This window comes from Pseudomonas sp. B6001 (assembly GCF_013386015.1).
Classification (GTDB): Bacteria; Pseudomonadota; Gammaproteobacteria; order Pseudomonadales; family Pseudomonadaceae; genus Aquipseudomonas.
This window is the reverse complement of sequence record NZ_JACAOX010000020.1, coordinates 87,726-107,458: the sequence shown is the minus strand read 5'-3', so window position 1 is coordinate 107,458 and position 19,733 is coordinate 87,726. Positions and strand designations below refer to the sequence as shown.

Annotated in this window: 15 protein-coding genes; 1 reads left to right on the top strand and 14 read right to left on the bottom strand. The window is 63.2% G+C overall.

The window, feature by feature from the left end:
• Positions 1-123 precede the first annotated feature (123 nt).
• The 10 genes from HX821_RS22495 to urtA form a co-directional block, all read right to left on the bottom strand.
• On the bottom strand, positions 124-432 hold the full coding sequence (locus HX821_RS22495; protein WP_003217389.1) for an urease subunit beta: 309 nt from the start codon (positions 430-432) through the stop codon (positions 124-126).
• Positions 429-959: a GNAT family N-acetyltransferase gene (locus HX821_RS22490; RefSeq protein WP_177036419.1), complete on the bottom strand. Its 531-nt coding sequence runs from the start codon at positions 957-959 to the stop codon at positions 429-431. The genes HX821_RS22495 and HX821_RS22490 overlap by 4 nt, the downstream gene beginning before the upstream one ends.
• A gap of 5 nt (positions 960-964) precedes the next feature.
• On the bottom strand, positions 965-1,486 hold the full coding sequence (locus HX821_RS22485) for a GNAT family N-acetyltransferase (protein WP_177022484.1): 522 nt from the start codon (positions 1,484-1,486) through the stop codon (positions 965-967).
• A 9-nt stretch (positions 1,487-1,495) separates the two neighbouring features.
• Positions 1,496-1,798, bottom strand: coding sequence for an urease subunit gamma (gene ureA / locus HX821_RS22480; RefSeq protein WP_003217383.1), 303 nt, complete (start codon positions 1,796-1,798; stop codon positions 1,496-1,498).
• Between the two features lie 148 nt (positions 1,799-1,946).
• On the bottom strand, positions 1,947-2,786 hold the full coding sequence (locus HX821_RS22475) for an urease accessory protein UreD (RefSeq protein WP_177036418.1): 840 nt from the start codon (positions 2,784-2,786) through the stop codon (positions 1,947-1,949).
• A gap of 30 nt (positions 2,787-2,816) precedes the next feature.
• Positions 2,817-3,515 carry an urea ABC transporter ATP-binding subunit UrtE gene (gene urtE / locus HX821_RS22470; protein WP_003217380.1) on the bottom strand — a complete coding sequence of 233 codons (699 nt, stop codon included), beginning with the start codon at positions 3,513-3,515 and terminating at the stop codon, positions 2,817-2,819.
• 52 nt (positions 3,516-3,567) lie between these two features.
• Positions 3,568-4,428: an urea ABC transporter ATP-binding protein UrtD gene (urtD, locus tag HX821_RS22465; protein WP_003217378.1), complete on the bottom strand. Its 861-nt coding sequence runs from the start codon at positions 4,426-4,428 to the stop codon at positions 3,568-3,570.
• Positions 4,425-5,504, bottom strand: a complete 1,080-nt coding sequence (gene urtC, locus HX821_RS22460) for an urea ABC transporter permease subunit UrtC (RefSeq protein WP_008439056.1) — start codon at positions 5,502-5,504, stop codon at positions 4,425-4,427. Before urtC ends, urtD begins: the two co-directional genes overlap by 4 nt.
• Positions 5,504-7,006 (bottom strand): urea ABC transporter permease subunit UrtB, encoded by a 1,503-nt coding sequence (gene urtB, locus HX821_RS22455; RefSeq protein ID WP_003217374.1) that lies wholly within the window; start codon positions 7,004-7,006, stop codon positions 5,504-5,506. The genes urtC and urtB overlap by 1 nt, the downstream gene beginning before the upstream one ends.
• A gap of 134 nt (positions 7,007-7,140) precedes the next feature.
• Positions 7,141-8,406, bottom strand: a complete 1,266-nt coding sequence (gene urtA, locus HX821_RS22450) for an urea ABC transporter substrate-binding protein (protein ID WP_003217372.1) — start codon at positions 8,404-8,406, stop codon at positions 7,141-7,143.
• 297 nt (positions 8,407-8,703) lie between these two features.
• Between urtA and HX821_RS22445 the strand changes: the two genes are divergently transcribed.
• Entirely contained in the window at positions 8,704-14,625 is a 5,922-nt protein-coding gene (locus tag HX821_RS22445; RefSeq protein ID WP_177036417.1) for a hypothetical protein, read from the top strand.
• Here the strand turns inward: HX821_RS22445 and HX821_RS22440 are convergent.
• From HX821_RS22440 to HX821_RS22425, 4 genes are all read right to left on the bottom strand, one after another.
• Positions 14,622-15,632 carry an iron ABC transporter permease gene (locus HX821_RS22440; protein ID WP_003217368.1) on the bottom strand — a complete coding sequence of 337 codons (1,011 nt, stop codon included), beginning with the start codon at positions 15,630-15,632 and terminating at the stop codon, positions 14,622-14,624. The genes HX821_RS22445 and HX821_RS22440 overlap by 4 nt on opposite strands.
• Positions 15,629-16,576, bottom strand: coding sequence for an ABC transporter substrate-binding protein (locus HX821_RS22435; protein ID WP_008439045.1), 948 nt, complete (start codon positions 16,574-16,576; stop codon positions 15,629-15,631). Before HX821_RS22435 ends, HX821_RS22440 begins: the two co-directional genes overlap by 4 nt.
• Complete coding sequence (locus tag HX821_RS22430; protein ID WP_003217364.1) at positions 16,573-17,361, bottom strand: ABC transporter ATP-binding protein; 789 nt, start codon at positions 17,359-17,361, stop codon at positions 16,573-16,575. Before HX821_RS22430 ends, HX821_RS22435 begins: the two co-directional genes overlap by 4 nt.
• 139 nt (positions 17,362-17,500) lie before the next feature.
• Positions 17,501-19,606 (bottom strand): TonB-dependent siderophore receptor, encoded by a 2,106-nt coding sequence (locus HX821_RS22425; protein WP_177036416.1) that lies wholly within the window; start codon positions 19,604-19,606, stop codon positions 17,501-17,503.
• Positions 19,607-19,733 lie beyond the last annotated feature (127 nt).

Here is a 19,733-nt window from a genome sequence, read left to right as displayed (position 1 = left end):
TAGTTCCTGATCGTTCCCACGCTCTGCGTGGGAATGTCGCCCTGGACGCTCTGCGTCCGCTCTTGAAGGTCGTGACGCGGAGCGTCACAGGATGCATGCCCACGCAGAGCGTGGGAACGATCATTAATCCAGGTCGCCCATGATGCGCCCGGCAAACCCGAACACCCGGCGTTTGCCACTCAGCTCAACCAGTTCCACTTCACGACTCTGCCCCGGCTCAAAGCGCACGGCGGTGCCGGCCGGGATGTTCAGGCGCATGCCACGGCTGGCGGCACGGTCGAACGTCAGTGCGTCGTTGGTCTCGAAAAAGTGATAGTGGGAACCAACCTGGATCGGCCGGTCGCCGCTGTTGGCTACGCTCAGGGTGGCGGTGCGCCGGCCCACGTTGAGTTCGATGTCGCCAGGCTGGATCTGAAATTCGCCAGGAATCATGCAGGTTGCCCCAGGGTCTTGAAGTAGATGGCGGTCGGGGTGTAGCGCCCGTCCGGGCTTTGGCAGTAGTTGGGCAATTCACCGATCTTGGTATAACGCAGCGACTGGTAGAAGGCTTCGGCGCCGGAGCCGGCTTCGGTGTCCAGGTACAGCAGCCCGCGTTTGTACTGGCGGGCGCTCAGTTCCAGGGCGTTCATCAGTTGCTGGCCAAGGCCACGGCGCCGGGCCTCGCTGTGCACCAGCAGCTTCTGCACTTCGGCGCGGTTCAGGCCGTTGGCTTTCATGCACAGCGCCAATTGCACGCTGGCGATGACGTGTTCATCACGCACCACCACCCACAGCAGCAGGCTGCCATCGTTAAGACTGGCCTGCACGCCGTTGAGATAAGTGCCGGCCTGGGCTTCATCGAAGTCGGCCATGAAACCCACCGATGCGCCGTGCTTCACGGCGTCCAGCAACAGCTCAATCAAACCCGGGCGGTAATGGGCAAAACTTTCGGCATTGACTCGACGCAGTTGGGCGTTCATCGGTGTCACTCCTTGGGCGGCATAGCGCCCGGGTTGAGCGTCAGTTGCATGAAGGTCAGGTCCAGCCAGCGGCCGAACTTGGTGCCGACCTGGGGCATCTGCCCGGTGGTGATGAAACCCAGGCGCTCATGCAGGCGGATCGAGGCCTGGTTGCCGCTTTCGATGGCGGCGACCATCACGTGTTTGTCGCAGGTTTTCGCCCGCTCGATCAGCACCTGCATCAACTGTGGGCCGAGGCCTTTGCCGCGCTGGTCGTTGCGCACGTACACCGAGTGTTCGACGGTGTGGCGAAAGCCCTCAAAGGGCCGCCAGTCGCCGAACGAGGCATAGCCGATGACCTGCTCGTCTTCGACGGCAACCAGGACCGGGTAAAACTGTGACTGACGAGCGCTGAACCAGGCCTGGCGGTTGCCCAGGTCTACCGGTTGTTCGTTCCAGATCGCCGTGGTGTTGAGCACCGCGTCGTTGTAGATATCGCGAATCCCTGGCAAATCGGCGTGCACCGCATCACGAATCAAAAAGGACATGGTCGGGCCTCAGGCGATGGGTTGGTGGACGGTGACCAGCTTGGTGCCGTCGGGGAAGGTGGCTTCCACCTGGATGTCCGGGATCATTTCCGGGATGCCTTCCATCACCTGTTCGCGGGTGAGCAGGGTGGTGCCGAAGTGCATCAGCTCGGCCACGGTGCGGCCATCGCGGGCGCCTTCCATCAACGCGGCGGAGATGTAGGCGATGGTTTCCGGGTAGTTGAGCTTCACACCGCGCGCCAACCGTCGCTCGGCTACCAGGCCGGCGGTGAAGATCAGCAGTTTGTCTTTTTCCCGTGGGGTCAGGTCCATCGTTCAAGGTCCACTATGAAATACATTCGTAAAAACACCGGAGATCCAATGTGGGAGCGGGCTTGCTCGCGAATGCGGTGTGTCAGTGAATGCATCTTTGCCTGACCCACTGCATTCGCGAGCAAGCCCGCTCCCACATTTTTAATCTTCATGTGCTCCAGATTCTCGGTGATACCGCTTCTCGGCCCAGTACGGCCGGGCGCAGCAGGCGCCACAGTGCGATCAGCCAGGCTCGCGCCAGCAGCGCTTCACTGGCCAGGCAGCGGGCCACCAGCAGGCCGGGCAATTGGGTCAGGTCGCCGCGTACCGGGTGGGGCAGGGAGCGACATTGTTCGAGCAGTTCAGGGTCGATTTCGCCGGTCACCAGCAAGGTCGCAAACACCGGTTGCCCGTCCAGCCCGATGGGTGAGTCGAGCAAACCGTCGGCGCCCACAATGCGCTGGCGCTCATGCCAAATCAACTGGCCGTCGCGGCGGATATCCAGGTGCGACTGGAAGTGCCCGAGGTCGAAACGCTCGCCGCTGGCGGGGCGCCCGAGGGCGACCACGTCCCAATAAAACAGCCGGGCATCGCCTTGCAGGTCGATGCGGGTGGTGAGTTCGGCCTGGGCGGCGCTGAACACGATGGTCTCCTGCGGCAGCCATTCCAGCGTCGCGCCCGCTTCAATCGTCAGCTCCAGTTTCTGATACGCCGGCCCGCCGGCGCGGTACCACTTGGCCGCGCCGGGGCTGGTCAGTTGCGCCCAGGCACCTTCGGCGACATGGGCGCTGATATCGAGACGATCACCGCCGGCAATCCCGCCCGGCGGGTGCACGATGATGTGCTGGCACACCTCGGGGCCTTCGGCGTACAGATGCTTTTGCACCCGCAGTGGGCCGAGGTGGCGGCGCATCACTGGGCGCGTGGTGTCGCCGAAACGCGCGTAGCCGAGTTCCAGCTCGGCGTGCCAGCTTGGGGTGAACAGCGCGGTGGGGGCAGGTAGGGTCATGGTCAGTGCTTATCGTTAGGACGCTACAGATTAGATCGTAACGAGCCCGCGCACACCCTCGCTTTCCATATTTTCTCCACGCCCCTGCTGGACGATTTCGCCCCGGGACATCACCAGGTACTGGTCGGCCAGTTCCGCGGCAAAGTCATAGAACTGCTCCACCAGCAGAATCGCCATGTCGCCGCGTGCCGCGAGCTTCTTGATCACCGCGCCGATCTCCTTGATCACCGACGGCTGGATGCCTTCGGTGGGTTCATCGAGGATCAACAGGCGCGGGCGGCTGGCCAGGGCCCGGCCGATAGCCAGCTGCTGTTGCTGGCCGCCGGACAAGTCACCACCCCGGCGTTGCTTCATTTGCAGCAGCACCGGGAACAGCTCGTAGATGAAGGCGGGCACTTCCTTGGCTTCGGAGCCGGGGAAGCGTGACAGGCCCATCAGCAGGTTTTCTTCCACTGTCAGGCGGCCAAAAATCTCCCGGCCCTGGGGCACGTAAGCGATACCGGCGTGCACCCGCTGGTGCGGCTTGAAGCCGGTAATGGCGCGGCCTTCCCAGTTCACCGCACCTTCCTTGGCCGGCAGTAAACCCATCAGGCACTTGAGCAGGGTAGTCTTGCCCACGCCGTTGCGGCCCAGCAGGCAGGTGACTTCGCCGACTTTTACCTCAAAGGAAAGCCCGCGCAGGATGTGGCTACCGCCGTAGTACTGGTGCAGCTTGTCGACTTGCAGCATGTTCAGTTCCCCTTAATGATCGTTCCCACGCGGAGCGTGGGAACGATCAGGTTCAGCGGCCGAGGTAAACCTCGATCACCCGCTCATTTTCCTGCACCTGTTCCAGCGACCCTTCGGCCAGCACGCTGCCCTGGTGCAACACCGTCACGTGGTCGGCAATCGAGCCGACAAAGCCCATGTCGTGTTCCACCACCATCAGCGAATGCTTGCCCGCCAGGCGCTTGAACAGCTCGGCGGTGAACTCGGTTTCGGCATCGGTCATGCCCGCCACCGGTTCATCCAGCAGCAACAGTTGCGGGTCCTGCATCAGCAACATGCCGATTTCCAGGAACTGTTTCTGGCCGTGGGACAGCAAGCCGGCCGGGCGATTGACTGAAGCGGTGAGGCGGATTGTGTCGAGCACTTCGCTGATGCGATCTTTCTGCTCACCACTCAAGCGTGCCCGCAGGCTGGCCCACACCGATTTGTCGGTCTTCTGCGCCAGCTCCAGGTTTTCAAACACGCTGAGGGCTTCGAATACCGTGGGCTTCTGGAACTTGCGACCGATGCCGGCCTGGGCGATCTGCACTTCGCTCATGCTCGTCAGGTCGAGGGTTTCGCCGAACCAGGCCTTGCCGTGGCTGGGCCGGGTCTTGCCGGTGATCACGTCCATCAGCGTGGTCTTGCCCGCGCCGTTGGGGCCGATGATGCAGCGCAATTCGCCGACGCCGATGTACAGGTTCAAGTCGTTCAACGCCTTGAAGCCGTCGAAGCTGACGCTGATGTCTTCCAGGGTCAGGATCGTGCCGTGGCGGGTGTTCAGGCCTTTGCCGGCCGCCTGGCCGAGGCCAATGGCATCGCGGGCGCTGCCTTGGTCTTTATTGGGTTCAAGGATAGGTTCGAGCATAAATTCGGCCGTCGCTGTGATCCTCATTGGTCGCCCCTCTTCTTCAGCAGGCCAATCACACCCTTGGGCAAATACAGGGTGACGATGATGAACAGCGCACCGAGGAAGAACAGCCAATACTCAGGAAACGCCACGGTGAACCAGCTCTTCATGCCGTTGACCACACCGGCGCCCAGCAGCGGGCCGATCAAGGTTCCACGCCCGCCGAGGGCCACCCACACAGCGGCCTCGATGGAGTTGGTCGGCGACATTTCGCTGGGGTTGATGATGCCCACTTGCGGCACATACAACGCGCCCGCCAAACCACACAGCACCGCGCTCAACACCCACACGAACAGCTTGAAGCCACGCGGGTCGTAGCCGCAGAACATCAGGCGATTTTCCGCATCCCGAAGTGCCGTCAGCACCCGGCCGAACTTGCTCTGGGCCAGGCGCCAGCCGATGAACAGGCTCGCCACCAACAACACCACGGTGGCCACAAACAGCGCCGCTCGCGTGCCCGGCTCGGTGATGCCAAACCCGAGGATGCTGCGGAAATTGGTAAAGCCGTTATTGCCGCCGAACCCGGTCTCGTTGCGGAAGAACAACAGCATCCCGGCGAACGTCAGGGCCTGGGTCATGATCGAGAAGTACACGCCCTTGATCCGCGAGCGGAAGGCGAAGAACCCGAACACCAACGCGAGCAAGCCCGGTGCCAACACCACCAGGCACATCGCCCAGAGGAAGTGGCTGGTGCCGGTCCAGTACCACGGCAACTCGGTCCACGACAAAAAGGTCATGAACGCCGGCAGCTCATCGCCGGACGCCTGGCGCATCAGGTACATGCCCATGGCATAACCGCCCAGCGCAAAGAACAGGCCGTGGCCGAGGGACAACATCCCGGCATAACCCCACACCAGATCCAGCGCCAGGGCGACGATGGCGTAGCACAGAATCTTGCCCACCAACGTCAGGGTATAGGCGGAAACGTGCAGCGGATTTTCCGGTGACAACAGCGAGAACAACGGCAGCGCCAGCAGCAGGATCAGCACCACTGCACCGACCGCGACGGTCACCTTGGGGCCGGCCTTTTGCGCGGCCGTAAGCATCAATGGCTGGTTCATCAGTCGATCACCCGTCCTTTCAGTGCGAAGAGTCCTTGCGGGCGTTTCTGGATGAACAGAATGATCAGCGCGAGGATCAGGATCTTGCCGAGCACGGCACCGATCTGCGGTTCAAGAATCTTGTTGGCTATCCCCAGGCCGAAGGCGGCCATGACGCTACCGGCCAACTGGCCGACACCGCCGAGTACCACCACCAGGAACGAGTCGATGATGTAGCTCTGGCCGAGGTCCGGGCCGACGTTGCCGATCTGGCTCAGGGCCACGCCACCGAGGCCCGCTATGCCGGAGCCGAGGCCAAAGGCGAGCATGTCCACGCGTCCGGTGGGCACGCCGCAGCAGGCGGCCATGTTGCGGTTCTGGGTGACGGCCCGCACGTTGAGGCCCAGGCGCGTCTTGTTCAGCAGCAGCCAGGTCAGCACCACCACGAACAGCGCGAAGGCGATGATCACGATGCGGTTGTACGGCAGCACCAGGTTGGGCAGCACCTGGATTCCCCCGGACAGCCACTCGGGGTTGGCCACTTCAACGTTCTGCGCACCGAACACCAGGCGCACCAGTTGGATCAGCATCAGGCTGATGCCCCAGGTGGCGAGCAGGGTTTCCAGCGGGCGGCCGTAGAGGTGACGAATCACCGTGCGCTCCAGGGCCATGCCGATGGCGGCGGTGACAAAAAACGCCACCGGCAGCGCGATCAGCGGGTAGAACTCGATGGCCTGGGGCACGTAGCGCTGCATCAGCAACTGCACCACATAGGTGGAGTAGGCGCCGAGCATCAGCATCTCGCCGTGGGCCATGTTGATCACCCCGAGCAGGCCGAAGGTGATCGCCAGGCCGAGCGCCGCCAGCAGCAGGATCGAGCCCAGGGACATGCCGCTGAAGGCCTGGCCGAGAATCTCGCCCACCATCAGTTTGCGTTTGACCTGGGCCAGGCTGGTCTCGGCGGCGGTGTGCACGGTGGCGTCGGCTTCGACGCCGGGAGCGAGCAGGGCTTCCAGGCGAGTGCGGGCCAGCGGGTCGCCGGTGCCGCCGAGCAAGCGCACGGCGGCCAGGCGCACGGCCGGGTCAGGGTCTACCAGTTGCAGGTTGGCCAGGGCGAGACTGAGGGCTGTGTGTACGTCATCATTGGTTTCGCCGGCGAGTTGCTGGTCGAGGAATTTCAGCTGCGCAGGTTGTGCACTTTTTTGCAGAGTCTGGGCGGCGGCAAGGCGCACCTTGGGGTCGGCAGCGAGCAATTCCTGGCTGGCTTGCACGTTGTCGATCAGGCCGCGCAGGCGGTTGTTCAGGCGTACGGTCTTGGTTTCCCCGTTGACGCTGATCTGGCCTTGTTGCAGGGCGTCCACCAGCTCGATGCGCGCCGGGTCGGGCTGGGCGGCCCAGTCCTGGAGCAGCTTGGCCTGTTGCATCGGGTTGGCGTTGATGAAGTCTTCGGCGTCGCTGGCGTGTGCGGCGAGGGGCAGCAACAGCAGGGCGGCGAGGATGAAGCGGTATAGGGCAGTGGGCATACAAAATGTCCTGATCATGCACGGACAATGTGGGAGCGGGCTTGCTCGCGAAAGCGCTGGCTCAGTTTCGGATGCGTCGACTGACACACCGCTTTCGCGAGCAAGCCCGCTCCCACATTTAGACCGAGTCGGTCTTAGTTGCTCTTGACGGCGTAATCCGGCTTCTTGTCATTGCCAGGGATATACGGGCTCCACGGCTGGGCACGAATCGGCTCCTGGGTCTGCCACACCACCGAGAACTGCCCGTCAGACTGGATCTCGCCGATCATCACCGGCTTGTGCAGGTGGTGGTTGGTCTTGTCCATGGTCAGGGTGAAGCCGGACGGCGCGGCAAAGGTCTGCCCGGCCATGGCTTCACGTACTTTGTCGACGTCGGTGGACTTGGCTTTCTCCACCGCCTGCGCCCACATGTGGATGCCCACGTAGGTGGCTTCCATCGGGTCGTTGGTCACGGCTTTATCCGCGCCCGGCAGGTTGTGGGCCTTGGCGTAGGCTTTCCAGTCAGCGACGAATTTCTTGTTCACCGGGTTCTCCACCGACTGGAAGTAGTTCCAGGCGGCGAGGTTGCCCACCAGCGGCTTGGTGTCGATGCCGCGCAGCTCTTCTTCACCCACGGAGAAGGCGACGACCGGTACGTCGGTAGCCTTCAGGCCCTGGTTGGCCAGCTCTTTGTAGAACGGCACGTTGGAGTCGCCGTTCACGGTGGAGATCACTGCGGTCTTGCCACCGGCGGAGAATTTTTTGATGTTGGCCACGATGGTCTGGTAATCGCTGTGGCCGAACGGGGTGTAGACCTCTTCGATGTCTTTATCCGCTACGCCTTTGGAGTGCAGGAACGAACGCAGAATCTTGTTGGTGGTGCGCGGGTACACGTAGTCGGTGCCCAGCAGGAAGAAGCGCTTGGCGCCGCCGCCTTCTTCGCTCATCAGGTATTCCACCGCCGGGATCGCCTGCTGGTTCGGCGCCGCACCGGTATAGAACACGTTCGGCGACATCTCTTCGCCTTCGTATTGCACCGGGTAGAACAGCAGGCCATTGAGTTCTTCGAACACCGGCAATACCGATTTGCGCGACACCGAGGTCCAGCAACCGAACACCACGGCGACCTTGTCCTGGGTCAGCAACTGGCGGCCCTTTTCAGCGAACAGCGGCCAGTTGGAAGCCGGGTCCACCACTACCGGTTCGAGCATCTTGCCGTTCACGCCGCCCTTGGCGTTGATCTCGTCGATGGTCATCAGCGCCATGTCTTTGAGCGAGGTCTCGGAGATCGCCATGGTCCCGGACAGCGAGTGCAGGATGCCGACCTTGATGGTCTCGGCGGCCTGTACCGTCCAGGTCATGCCCATCGCGGCGATGGATGCCGACAGTGTGAAAGCCTTGATCAAGCTGCGACGCTTCATTGTGCAATCTCCATGACTCAATGATGTGATGAGGGAGTGATTGCAAAGGCTGTGCCGGGGCGCGCAATCGTGGTGCGCGCGAGCCGTGACCGGGCTGTGGGGGTGGGCGATGCACCAATGCGGCGCCAATCAGCGCGGGCTGTGCGTGCAGGCGCACCCTGATGGTGCCTGGCGCCCCGAGCCTTAACTATCTAATGCCTGCGTCCGGCCAAACCCTTGAAAGTGAAGCCTGCCTGGTGCCCCCGGCAACCCAGGGGCAACGCCAGTTTTCTTAACTTCACTCAAGTGACGATGAACATGGACAGTACTCACATTCAAGACGATCAAGCGGCGAGCACGCGCAGGCCGGTTCCCCATCTGGGGCCGGCGTTCGTTACCGATCACGATGCCGCCCATTGGGCGCATCAACAGATCGGCAACCGGCGCGAGACGGTATTTGGCGGGCTGGTTTTCAAGCGTGATGACGGGATGTACCTGCCAAGCGTGCCGGTGGCCGGCACCGCCACTGCATTCGATTTCCAGAGCGACCTGCTCAAGGTCGATGCCAACAGGAATTTCCTGGCGTACGAGGGCCACAGCGTTCACGCCCTGTACAGTTCGCGCGGCGAGGATGGCACCCGACGCTCCGCGCAGATACAGCACTGGACAGGCGCGCAGCGCCGCCTGGATCGCAGCTTTTTCCCCATCAATATCCTGCGCATCATCATCAAGGTGCGCATGCTGTGCACCCGTTACTACCTGTCCGGGTTCTATGGCTCGCTCATCCAGTATGAAAGCAGCGGCTCTGCGACTGAGGCCAGCTTCTTGAACACGTTGATGGCGGCCAAGCCTGCGGCCGATTTCGACGACTACATCGCCTTTATCAATGAGACGGCCAGGGCCGGCTACCTGCGGGTCATCGTTGCCAACGCCGAGCTGGGTGGAAAGCCTGGCCAACTGCTGGCGCCGTGGACCCTCAATCAAACCCTGTCGCAAATCGGGCAGGACGCACTGGCGCCTCTCGCCAGCCAAGTCAGCCGCCGGTGGCAGGACGCGGTGCGATCAGTCTTGCCGCCGCTGGGGTTTGCACGGCAGGAGAGTCTCTTTGGCTACCTGTACAAAAGCGCGTCGAACCAGTACGTGGCCGAATTTCCGTCGGATGAACTCAAGGCGGCGTTTGCGCTGACCAGTGGCAAGTTGTCACTGCCAAAAGTGCACAAGGCGGACAGTGAGTTTTTGACCTTCGGTATTTACTGCTCCCTATCACCGCAAGCGAAACCGACCGTGGCGAAAGAGTCGTGGCTGGCGGAAAACTTCTTCACGGCTTCCGCGTTGGCTGCCGTGGTGATGATGGCGGGGACCGACGACCTGGGCGTGCACTTTTACTTGCGCGCCAACGACGGCGCGCTGCTGATGTACCACTGCACCGGCTCGCAGGCGCAGTCCCAGCTGTTCGCCAATCGCGGCGCGGATCTCGACGGACGCTTGAAGGACGCTACCTTGAGCCCTTCCGAGTTTGTCCGGCAAGTGGCTGCCGTGGGCACGCTGACGGTGGTTGAGCCCGGACGGATATGGGACAAGGCCGGAGTGGTAGGAGCGCAATGGAGGGCCTTCGCGAAAGTCCATGCGTCGCTGAGCCCTGCCTTCGTCACTGCCGATGATGTCGCACGCTACCTGCATTACAAGGTGGGTTCACCCCACGGCTCTTTTCTCCAGGCTTACATCTTCAAGCGCAGCGATGGGCTGTTTGTGGCCTCCAGGCTGTCAGACCCTGACAGGTGGCTGTCGTTGTGGGGCGGGGCATTGCCCACCGACAACGCTCTGACGCGGGTCGAGCTTGAAGGGCACCAAATGGTTGGCGAGTTCAATCGACCTGTCTACGACCTGGCCGAGGTGCGTGCCAACTATCCTCAAAAAACCTCGCGACAGCTGGCGTTCCTGATCAGTACACCGTCGACTCAAGCGATCGACATGACGCTGGTTTTTTCCGATCAGATCAAGGTGCTTTACACCAGCGGAACGAACGGTACGTTGATCAAATACGCTGTCAGGGGCTCTCGGGCCGAGCGTGAATTCGGCGAGTACCTGGCACAAGTTGAACGCGATGGCCAGGGTGTGGCCCGCGTACAAGGGTTTGACGGCACGCGTGAAGGGCTGATCAAAGAGCTGGTAAAACTCGGTGAGTTGACGGTGCTGCTGGCGGATGAGACCTGGTACAACGTCCAGGGCCGGGTCCCGGCCACCTGGGAACCCGAAACGCCTTTCGCCGCCGCAGCCCCCATTGATACGCCGCTGAGCTGGGTTTTCACTGACCTGGCAACCGCCGCCCGTTATGCCCATGACCGTATGCAGGCAACGGCGGATGGCCGGCGAGTCGGTTGCATCCTCAAGCACTCGAGTGCAGAGCAGTATGTGGTCAGCGAGCCTTGCGCACCGATACCCGCCGGCGAAACCCTTTTCGTGTTGGCGAATGTTTTTGGCAATGCCAGCCTGCCGCCAGGCTTCGCCCTGCGTGGCTGGTACTGCCGCAGCGCACCGGACGCCACCGGCATCGGCGCCGAACCCTGGTTGTACGAGGGCTTTATCGACACCACGGATTTTGCCCAGGGGATTGCCGCGCTGCGCATCCACCCCGAGAGCAATCTGGCCTTCTACCTCAGCACGGCGGACGGCGCTCAACTGGCCTATGACGCATCCGGCTCGGCCGAGGAAAGCCAGCTCTACCAGGTGCTGCCCGATGGCCGGGTGACGGACAACGGGCTGGGGGATGAACTGTGGGCCGCCACCGTGACGCCCCACGAGATGATCCAAAAGGTCGCCGCTGCCGGGGCGCTGTCGGTGTTGCAACCGGGCACGTTGTGGGATGTGGCGGGGCTGGTCGCCGACACCTGGCGACCTTACGCACTGGCACCCCGCCCGCAACTGAGCCGCGGGTTTCTCCAGGTAGAAGACGCGGCACGCTACGCCCACGGGCAAATCGGCAGATGGCGTGAGGGCGAATACTGCGGCTATATCCTGCAGCGCCCGGACGGTCTCTACGTGGCCACTGAGCCATTGCCGGCCAGCGACGCCGGGCGCTTTGCCCTGGGCGTTGTCTACCCCCAGGACGTCAAGGGCCGCTCACTGCTCCCGCCCGGTCACATGCTGAAGGCCGTGTACGGTTCCAGCCGCGGTGTTTCGTTGCTGGAACCCGAGCGCCTGCAGCGCCCGGGCTGGTCGCGGGACGATGCCTGCCTGGAGGCGCAGATGTTCAGCGCCCTGGACGTGCACACGCTGATCCGCAATCGCCAACAGGTGTCCGTGGCCTACCTGTCGGGCGCCGAAGATTGTTTGCTGGCGTATGACCTGATCGACTCTGCCGCCCAGGCGAACCTGTTCAAGGCGCTCGACCCCTTGCCCCATCGCAGCCCAACGGCCCTCAACCTGGCCAGCGGCACGCTGACGGCGCGGGAGTGGATCAGCCAGGTGGCGGCGGCCGGCAGCGTGCGGGTGGTGCAGGCCAACCCGTTGTGGGGCGCGCCGGGGCTGATCGCCGAACACTGGCGGCCACGCCTGCCGATACCCCGGCGCGAACGTCCGGAGCAGATTGCCTATGGCCCGGTCTGCGCCAGTGCCGCTGACGCGGCTCGGGCACTGCACACGCGCCTGGACCATGAAGCACCGACGCAAACCGGTTTCGGTTTCATGCTCAAGCATCGCGATCAGGACGCCTTTGTCTGCTCCGAGCTTGTACCCGCCTGGGATAGGGCCGGGCTGTTCGCCTTGAGCGCCGTGTTTGCCGTGGATGACGAAGGCGAGTTCATCTACCCCGCGGGTTATCAACTGCACGCCTTGGTTTACCGGCGCAACTGGATGCCACAGGGGCTGACCACCGCCGAACACTGGCTGGCGCAGCATTTTATTTCGGCCGGGGATCTGGCCAGTGCCACCGTCGAGGCCAAGCGCCAACGAGAGACAGGCGCACTGACGGGCTTGCCGGTGTTTATCTCGACACTGGACCAGGCGCTGCTGCAGGTACAAACGCCGGTGGCATCGACGCTGTTCAACCCGGTCCGCCAGCCGTCGGGGGTCTTTGAAGACGTGCAGACCTTGATGGCCAGCGGGCAGCTCTCGGCGGTCGGGTTTGTCAACGAAGTGGCGAAGTTGAGCTGGTTGAGCGTTTTGGTGCCGAGCGAATGCTGGGCGTTGGCGGGTAAGCTGGATGTCAGCCAGGCCCCATGGACCGCCTTCGCCAACTTTATGCGTCGCCCATTGAGCCCGCTGTTCAGCAACCAGGCCGATGCGGTGCGTTACGCCCACCAACAGTTGGGCACACAGCGCGACACGCTGCAAGGCGGGCTGGTGTTGCAGCGCAACGGCAAGTTTGTCGCGACCCTGGCGGTGCCGGTGTTGAGTGAAGACTTCGACCCGAACGTCATCCTGCCGGGCCTGGACGTCAGCCAGGCGCTGCTGGCCCCTGGTTGGAAAATGGTCGCGCGCTACCGGTCACGTGTCGCCCGGGTGCTGGAGTTCTGGTTACCCTCTGAAGAAAACGCGGTGTATCAAAACCTGTTCTCCACCAAAGTACTGGAGACCGCCCTGAAGTCGGGTCACCTGTGGACCCACGAATACCTGCTGACGCCCGACGGCTCACTCATCGGTTTCAGTACCCAGGACGCCGAGCGCAGCTTGCTGGATTCGGCCCAGCGCAACGAAGCGACGCAGTTGCTCAGCCACCTGGAAACCTCCCTGGCCCCCAACAGCCTGGCGTTGCACGACCCTTACAGCAATGCCGTCGAGCAGCAGATGCGCAGCGGCCGCAAGAGCCCCACCGAGCTGGTCAATCAGCTGGCGCGGGTGGGGACTTTGCAGGTACTGGAGGGCGGCCCGTTGTGGGGCTCTGCCCAGCGTGTGCTGCCGGGCTGGATGCCCGGCCTGGCCTACGTTGCGCCGCTGGCGGCGGTCCATGCCGTGGCGGATCGGCAGCTGGGCCCGGTGTTCAAGCATGCCGACGACGCGGCACGCCATGGTCATCAATACGCCCAGGCGCGCACTGAACTGAGCTTCGGGGTGATTCTCAAGTCCTCCGACAATGGGCATTTTGTCGCCTGCGCACCGGTCAAGGGCGACGACCTAGGCTTTGCCCTCGACCGGGCGTTCCTGCGCGGGCAGTTGCCGAGCGGGTACAGCCTGCAAGGCCTGTATCTGAGACTGCCGCAGCGTGCTGCGCCCGAGTTGCCCCAGGCCGAAGGCTACGCGCAACTGATGGCTCCGGCCGTGGTGCTGGCGGCGCTGAGCTTTTTGCGGGTGGCACAGAGTGAGCGGTTCCTGGCGTTGCATGTGTCGTGTGCCGACGGCTCACTGTTTCGGTACCAGGCGGTGAGGATCGACCCGGACTGGGATTCCAGCCGCCGGCAGGCGGCGTATCTGAAACACCTCAACAGTCGTGGCAGCATCGACAGCCATGTGTTGAAACTGGTGGAGTCCGGCGAGCTGCGGGTACTCGACAGCAGCCCGTTCTGGGATGCCTTGTTGCCCCGGATAAAGCGCCTGGCCACGACACTGGCAGTGCGCGATACCCGCATGGCCCTGGGCCCGTTGTGCGCCCACCCGGACGATGCCGCGCGCCAGGTATGGCAACAGGTTGTGCCGCTGGAGCACCAGGCGCGGCTGGGAGCGGTGCTGGGCAACGGCGACAGCGACACCTTCATCGCCGTGCAACCGGTGGCAGACCCGGGCCCCTCGGTGGCCGTGGGACTGCGGCCGGACACACCGGCCTACAAGGCATTGTTCGAAGGCATCATGAACCTCGGCTACCCCGGCACATCGACCCGCTACCCGGAGGGCTACAAGGTGATGGGCGTCCAGCAGTTGTTCAAGCTCGACACCGAGCGCCAGCATCTGGCGGATCGCTACGAAGATGGCCTGGCCCACAACTTCATTGCCCAGAAGGAAATCCGCGGGTTCATCGAGATGCTGCGCCAGGACAAGATCGCGGGGGCGCGTTACTACTTCACCCCGGTGCACGGCGCGTTGATTGTCTATGAGCCCAGCTATCACGCAGACGAAAGCCAGTTGCTGCGCGATGACTGGATCGACGAAGACACGGGTGTGGTGAAGGTCAAGCCCAGCGAGGTGATCCGCCGGTTGGCGACCTCGGGCAAGCTGACCATCCTGGAAACCGATCGCTTCTGGCAACCCCGCAGCCAGGTGGCGCGGCGCTTGTTGCATGCATTCAAGCAGGCCGACCAGGGGGTTTAACGCCGCCGCATCAGCCCGATAAAAAACAACCCGCCAATGGCCGCCGTGGCCACGCCGATGGGCAGGTCTTCGGGGGCAATCATCGTGCGGGCCGCCACATCCACCCACACCAGGAACACACTGCCCAACAGCACGCACACCGGCAGCAAACGCCGGTGTTCGGCACCTACAAGGCGCCGGGCAATGTGCGGCACCATCAGCCCGACAAAGCCGATGGAGCCGCTGATGGACACCAGCACGCCGGTCATCAGCGAGGCGATCAGGAACACCTTGAGCCGCACATTGCGCGCGTTCAGGCCCAGGGTCACGGCGGTCTGTTCGCCGGCCATCAGCGCGTTCAACGGGCGAGCCATCCCCAGCAGCAACACCAGCCCCAGCAACACGGTGGCGAAGGGAATGGCCAGCAGTTCCCAGCGCGCCAACCCGAGGCCGCCGAGCATCCAGAACATCACCGCCGAGGCGGCGCGATGGTCGCCCATGAACAGCAGCAAATTCGCCACCGCCATCATCACGAACGACACCGCCACCCCGCACAGCAGCAGGCGGTCGCTCTCCAGCCGACCGTTGCGACTGGCCACCGCCAGCACCACGATCATGCTCAGCAACGCACCGATGAACGCCGCGATGGGCAGGGTCAGCAAGCCGATCACTTCACCCACATGCAGCACCACGATCACCGCACCGAGGGTGGCGCCGGAAGTCACGCCCAGCAGGTGCGGATCCGCCAGCGGGTTGCGTGTGACGGCCTGCAACACCGCACCGATCAACGCCAGCCCTGCGCCCACCAGGGCACCGAGCAGCATGCGCGGCACGCGGATCAGCCACACGATATGTTCCTGCCCCGCGCTCCAGTCCACCTCGCCAACGCCGAAGGCTTTATGCAGCAGGATCCGCCACACCACGTCCACCGGTACCCGCGCCGAGCCGAATCCCAGCGAGACCACGCACGAGATCAGCAACAACGCGCCGAGGGCACTCAGCAGCAGGGCATAGCGACGGGTGATCATTCGCCGTGGAACCCCTTGGCCAGGGTTTCAACCGCCAGCACGTTGTCGATGCCCGGCGTGGCTTGCACGTAGGGGATCACGATAAAGCGCTGGTTCTTGATCGCGTCCACCGATTGCAGCGCCGGGTTGTTCAGCAGGAACTGCTCTTTTTGCTCGGCGGTGATTTCGCTGTAGTCGACGATCACGATGACCTGCGGGTTGCGCTCCACCACGGTTTCCCAGTTGACCCGGGTCCAGCTGGCGTCCACGTCATCGAGAATGTTGCGCCCACCGGCGGCGTCGATCAGCGCCTGGGGCATGCCCAGGCGGCCGGAGGTCATGGCGCGGTCTTCGCCGCTGTCGTAGAGGAACACGCGAGGCTTGTCGGCCGGCAGGTTTTCCTGCACTTGGGCGACCTGTGCCTGCATCTGCGCGATCAGTGCATTGGCGCGGTCCTGCACATCGAAGATCTTGCCCAGGTTGCGCAGGTCGTTATAGGTGTCTTCCAGGGTGGCCGCCGGGCGCTTCATCACGAAGGCACAGGACTCGGTCAGCTCGTAGACGTTGATGCCCAACGGTTGCAGGGTTTGCGGGGTGAGGTCGCCACCGACGCGCATGCCGTAGTCCCAGCCGGCGAAGAAGAAGTCGACGTTGGCGTTGAGCAGGGTTTCCACCGACGGGTATTTGCTCGCCAGTTCCGGCAGGCCGTCGAGAATCTGCGCCATTTCCGGGGTGACCGACTTCCAGCCGGTCACGCCGCTGTAGCCGGCCATGTGCGACTTGAGGCCCAGGGCGAGCATCATCTGGGTCATGTTGATGTCGTGGCTGACAGCGTGTTTCGGCGCCTCGGCGAAGGTCACTTCGCGGTTGCAGCTCTGGATTTTCAGCGGGTAATGGGTCGCTTCGGCGAACGCCTGGGAAGTGCCGAGCAGCAACGCGAGAGACAGCAGGGAGCGCAGGATCATGGTTGGGTTATCCAGGTGATTCGGGGGTAGCCGGACAAGGGGTGAGTGTCGATCAATGCTTCAACGCCGAACACCTCGCGCAGCAATTCGGCGGTCAGCACTTCGTGAGGTGTGCCGCTGGCGACGATGCGCCCGTGGTTGATCACGTACAGCCGATCACAGAACGCGGCGGCCAGGTTCAGGTCGTGAATGCTGGCCAGGGTGCCGATGTTCAGGCGCTTGACCAGTTGCAGCAATTGCAGCTGGTAGCGTGGGTCGAGGTGGTTGGTCGGCTCGTCGAGGATCAGCAGTTGCGGTTGCTGGGCCAGGGCGCGGGCGAGGATCACCCGCTGTTTTTCTCCGCCCGAGAGGGTGGCGAAGGCGTGGTCTTCAAAGCCCAGCAGGCCGACGTTATCGAGGGCCTGGCGGATCAGGTTCTGGTCTTCAAGCGTATCGCTGTCGAACAGGCCCTTGTGCGGTGTGCGGCCCATGGCGACCACTTCATCCACCCGCAGGCCGAAGGCGTCGGGAAACTCCTGGAGCACCACGGCAATGCGTTGCGCGCACCACTTCGAGGATTGCTTCCAGACGTTCTGGTGTTCCAGCAGCACCTCACCGTCAGCCGGTTTGCTGAACCGATAGGCGCAGCGCAGCAGGCTGGTCTTGCCGCTGCCGTTGGGCCCGATCAGCCCGACGAACTCACCGGCGTTCACGTGCAGGCTGGCGTCACGCAGTTGGAACTGGTGATGACAGTGCTCGTGGCCTGGTGGGGTCCAGGCGAGGGCGGTGAGGTTGAGTGAGGTCATCTTTACTCTCAGGTCCAACACAGGACAAATGTGGGAGCGGGCTTGCTCGCGAAAGCGGTGGATCAGTAACAGATACAGTGCCTGACACACCGCATTCGCGAGCAAGCCCGCTCCCACATTTGGACAGTGTTGCGTTCAGTTAGAAGGTGTAGTCCGCCGTCACGAAGAACGAGCGCGGCTCGCCCAGGATCCATTGCTGGCCGTCGTTGTATTGGCTGACGGCGTAAGTGCGGTCGAACAGGTTATTCAATTGCAGGCCCAATGTCGTGTTGCGCATGGCTTTCCATGAAACGCTGGCGTCGACCACGGTGTAGCTCGGCACTTCGCTGGTGTTGGCGGTGTTGGCGAAACGCGAGTCTACATAACGCACACCCGCACCGGCACGCACGTCGTCAGTGATGGCCTTGCTCAGCCACAGGTTGGCGGTGCGACGCGGCACGTCGGTGGGGCGGTTGCCGTCGCGGGACACGGTCTGGCCGTTGACCACTTCGGAGAAGTCGTCGTACTGCGCCCGCACGATCGCAGCGTTGGCTTGCAGTTGCCAGGCATTGGGCAGTTGCAGGTCGAGGCTGGCTTCCAGGCCGTTGGAGGATTGCTGGCCGACTTGTTCCTTGAGGGTGGTGCCTGGAACGCTCACCAACAGTTTCTTTTTGACGATGTGGTAGGCCGCCAGGGTCCATTCACCACGGGAATCCCAGAACGCCTGCTTGAGGCCGATCTCGGTTTGCTTGGCGGTGGACAGGCCGAACTGCTGCTGGCTCGGGCTCAGGGTGATCAGGCTGCCAACGCCGTCAGTGCTGGTGGCGTATTGGCCGTAGACCGAGGTGTCCGGGGTGATCGCGTAGACCAGGCCGGCTTTCCAGTTGTTGCCGGTAAAGGTCTTGTTGGAGTCGCTGCCATCCACCAGGGAGTCACTGTCGATGTGCAGGTAATCGCGGCGCACGCCGGTGATCAGCGACAGTTTATCGTTCAGTTGCAGGCGGTTTTCGGCGAACGCAGCCAGCTGTTTGGTGGTGCTGACGGACTGCGGAATGAAGGGGCTGGCGCTTTCAAACGGCTGCGGTACCGGGTGGTTGATGTCCACCGGTTGGCCGGCGTTCGTCAGGTCATCGAACGGCGAGTTGCTGGCCAGGCGAAAGCGAATGCGGTTGTACTCCACCCCCGTCACCGTCTGGCTGTCGAGGCCGAACAGCGTGTGCTTGAAAGTGAAGGTCTGGCGGTCGCCCACCTGTTCCTGGTTGTGCTTGATGCCCAGGTAGCTCTGGCGCACCAGGCCGCCGTCGACGTAGTTGTAGCTCTCGGCGTTCTGCCAGCGCCGCTGGTTTTTCAGGTAGGACAGTTCATTGGTGGCGGTGACGTTGTCGTTGATCTGCCACTCGCTGGTCAGGCGCGTCCACTGGTCGTTGTAGTGCTGGATATCGTTGCTGACGTTGTAGTTCTTGTCCCGCAGGCCCTTGTGCAACTGGCCGTTGATCAGCGGTGTGCCGTAGTCGTTTTGCGGGGTCTGGTCGCCGTAGTCGGAGGCCAGGGTGAAGCTCAGGTTATCCGCCGCCTGCCAGCGCAGGGCACCGCTGACGAAGTCGCTGCCGGACTCGCCGCGGTCGATGAAACCGTTGCTGCGCAGGCGGTTGATGTTCAGGCGATAGCTCAGGGTGTCGGTCAGCGAGCCGCCGCTGTCGAGGGCCTGCTGCTGGCGGTCATAAGAACCGTAGCCCAGGCGGATATGGTTTTCGACCTCGCCCTCGAAGGGTTTCTTCGGGATTGTGTTGATCACCGCGCCGGTGGCGCCCTGGCCGTACATCACCGAGGCCGGGCCGCGCAGTACGTCCACCCGCTCAACGGACCAGGTGTCCACCGGGAAGGTGGAAGTGCCCGCGCCATCGAACATGCGCGCGCCGTCGTACAACTGCAGCACCGAGCTCTGGCCGGTGAACCCGCGTGCCGACAACGAGGTACCACCGTCGCCCGGCGTGCCGGTGCGGCTGATGCCGGTGGCCCGGGAAATCGCGTCCTGCACCGTGGCATCGCCCCGGGCGCGAATCTGCTCGCCGGTCTGGCTTTCAACGCTGCCCGGGGTTTGCAGGGCCGTGAGGTTCAGGCGTGAACCTGCGGTGGTCGGGGTTTGCAGGTCGACGCGCTCGTCGTCGACGGCGGGGGCTGAGACGGCACTGGCGGGAAGCGTCAGGGCCTGGGCAGTGTTTTGCAGGGCGAGCAGGCACAGGCCGGACGCAAGGTACTTGTTCATCGGACGATAAATCGCTTCTTCGAGACGGTACTCGCCGCAGGGCGCGGCGAGTGGGAGAACACATTAAGTGTTACAACATAACACTTTGTGCGGCGTGGGCGAAAGCCCGCGTAAGACTACATAACGC

Bases quoted from the DNA above. Each gene is read 5' to 3' on its own strand.
- HX821_RS22495 (WP_003217389.1), bottom strand. From the start codon at position 432: ATGATTCCTGGCGAATTTCAGATCCAGCCTGGCGACATCGAACTCAAC.
- HX821_RS22490 (WP_177036419.1), bottom strand. From the start codon at position 959: ATGAACGCCCAACTGCGTCGAGTCAATGCCGAAAGTTTTGCCCATTAC.
- HX821_RS22485 (WP_177022484.1), bottom strand. From the start codon at position 1,486: ATGTCCTTTTTGATTCGTGATGCGGTGCACGCCGATTTGCCAGGGATT.
- ureA (WP_003217383.1), bottom strand. From the start codon at position 1,798: ATGGACCTGACCCCACGGGAAAAAGACAAACTGCTGATCTTCACCGCC.
- HX821_RS22475 (WP_177036418.1), bottom strand. From the start codon at position 2,786: ATGACCCTACCTGCCCCCACCGCGCTGTTCACCCCAAGCTGGCACGCC.
- urtE (WP_003217380.1), bottom strand. From the start codon at position 3,515: ATGCTGCAAGTCGACAAGCTGCACCAGTACTACGGCGGTAGCCACATC.
- urtD (WP_003217378.1), bottom strand. From the start codon at position 4,428: ATGAGGATCACAGCGACGGCCGAATTTATGCTCGAACCTATCCTTGAA.
- urtC (WP_008439056.1), bottom strand. From the start codon at position 5,504: ATGAACCAGCCATTGATGCTTACGGCCGCGCAAAAGGCCGGCCCCAAG.
- urtB (WP_003217374.1), bottom strand. From the start codon at position 7,006: ATGCCCACTGCCCTATACCGCTTCATCCTCGCCGCCCTGCTGTTGCTG.
- urtA (WP_003217372.1), bottom strand. From the start codon at position 8,406: ATGAAGCGTCGCAGCTTGATCAAGGCTTTCACACTGTCGGCATCCATC.
- HX821_RS22445 (WP_177036417.1), top strand. From the start codon at position 8,704: ATGGACAGTACTCACATTCAAGACGATCAAGCGGCGAGCACGCGCAGG.
- HX821_RS22440 (WP_003217368.1), bottom strand. From the start codon at position 15,632: ATGATCACCCGTCGCTATGCCCTGCTGCTGAGTGCCCTCGGCGCGTTG.
- HX821_RS22435 (WP_008439045.1), bottom strand. From the start codon at position 16,576: ATGATCCTGCGCTCCCTGCTGTCTCTCGCGTTGCTGCTCGGCACTTCC.
- HX821_RS22430 (WP_003217364.1), bottom strand. From the start codon at position 17,361: ATGACCTCACTCAACCTCACCGCCCTCGCCTGGACCCCACCAGGCCAC.
- HX821_RS22425 (WP_177036416.1), bottom strand. From the start codon at position 19,606: ATGAACAAGTACCTTGCGTCCGGCCTGTGCCTGCTCGCCCTGCAAAAC.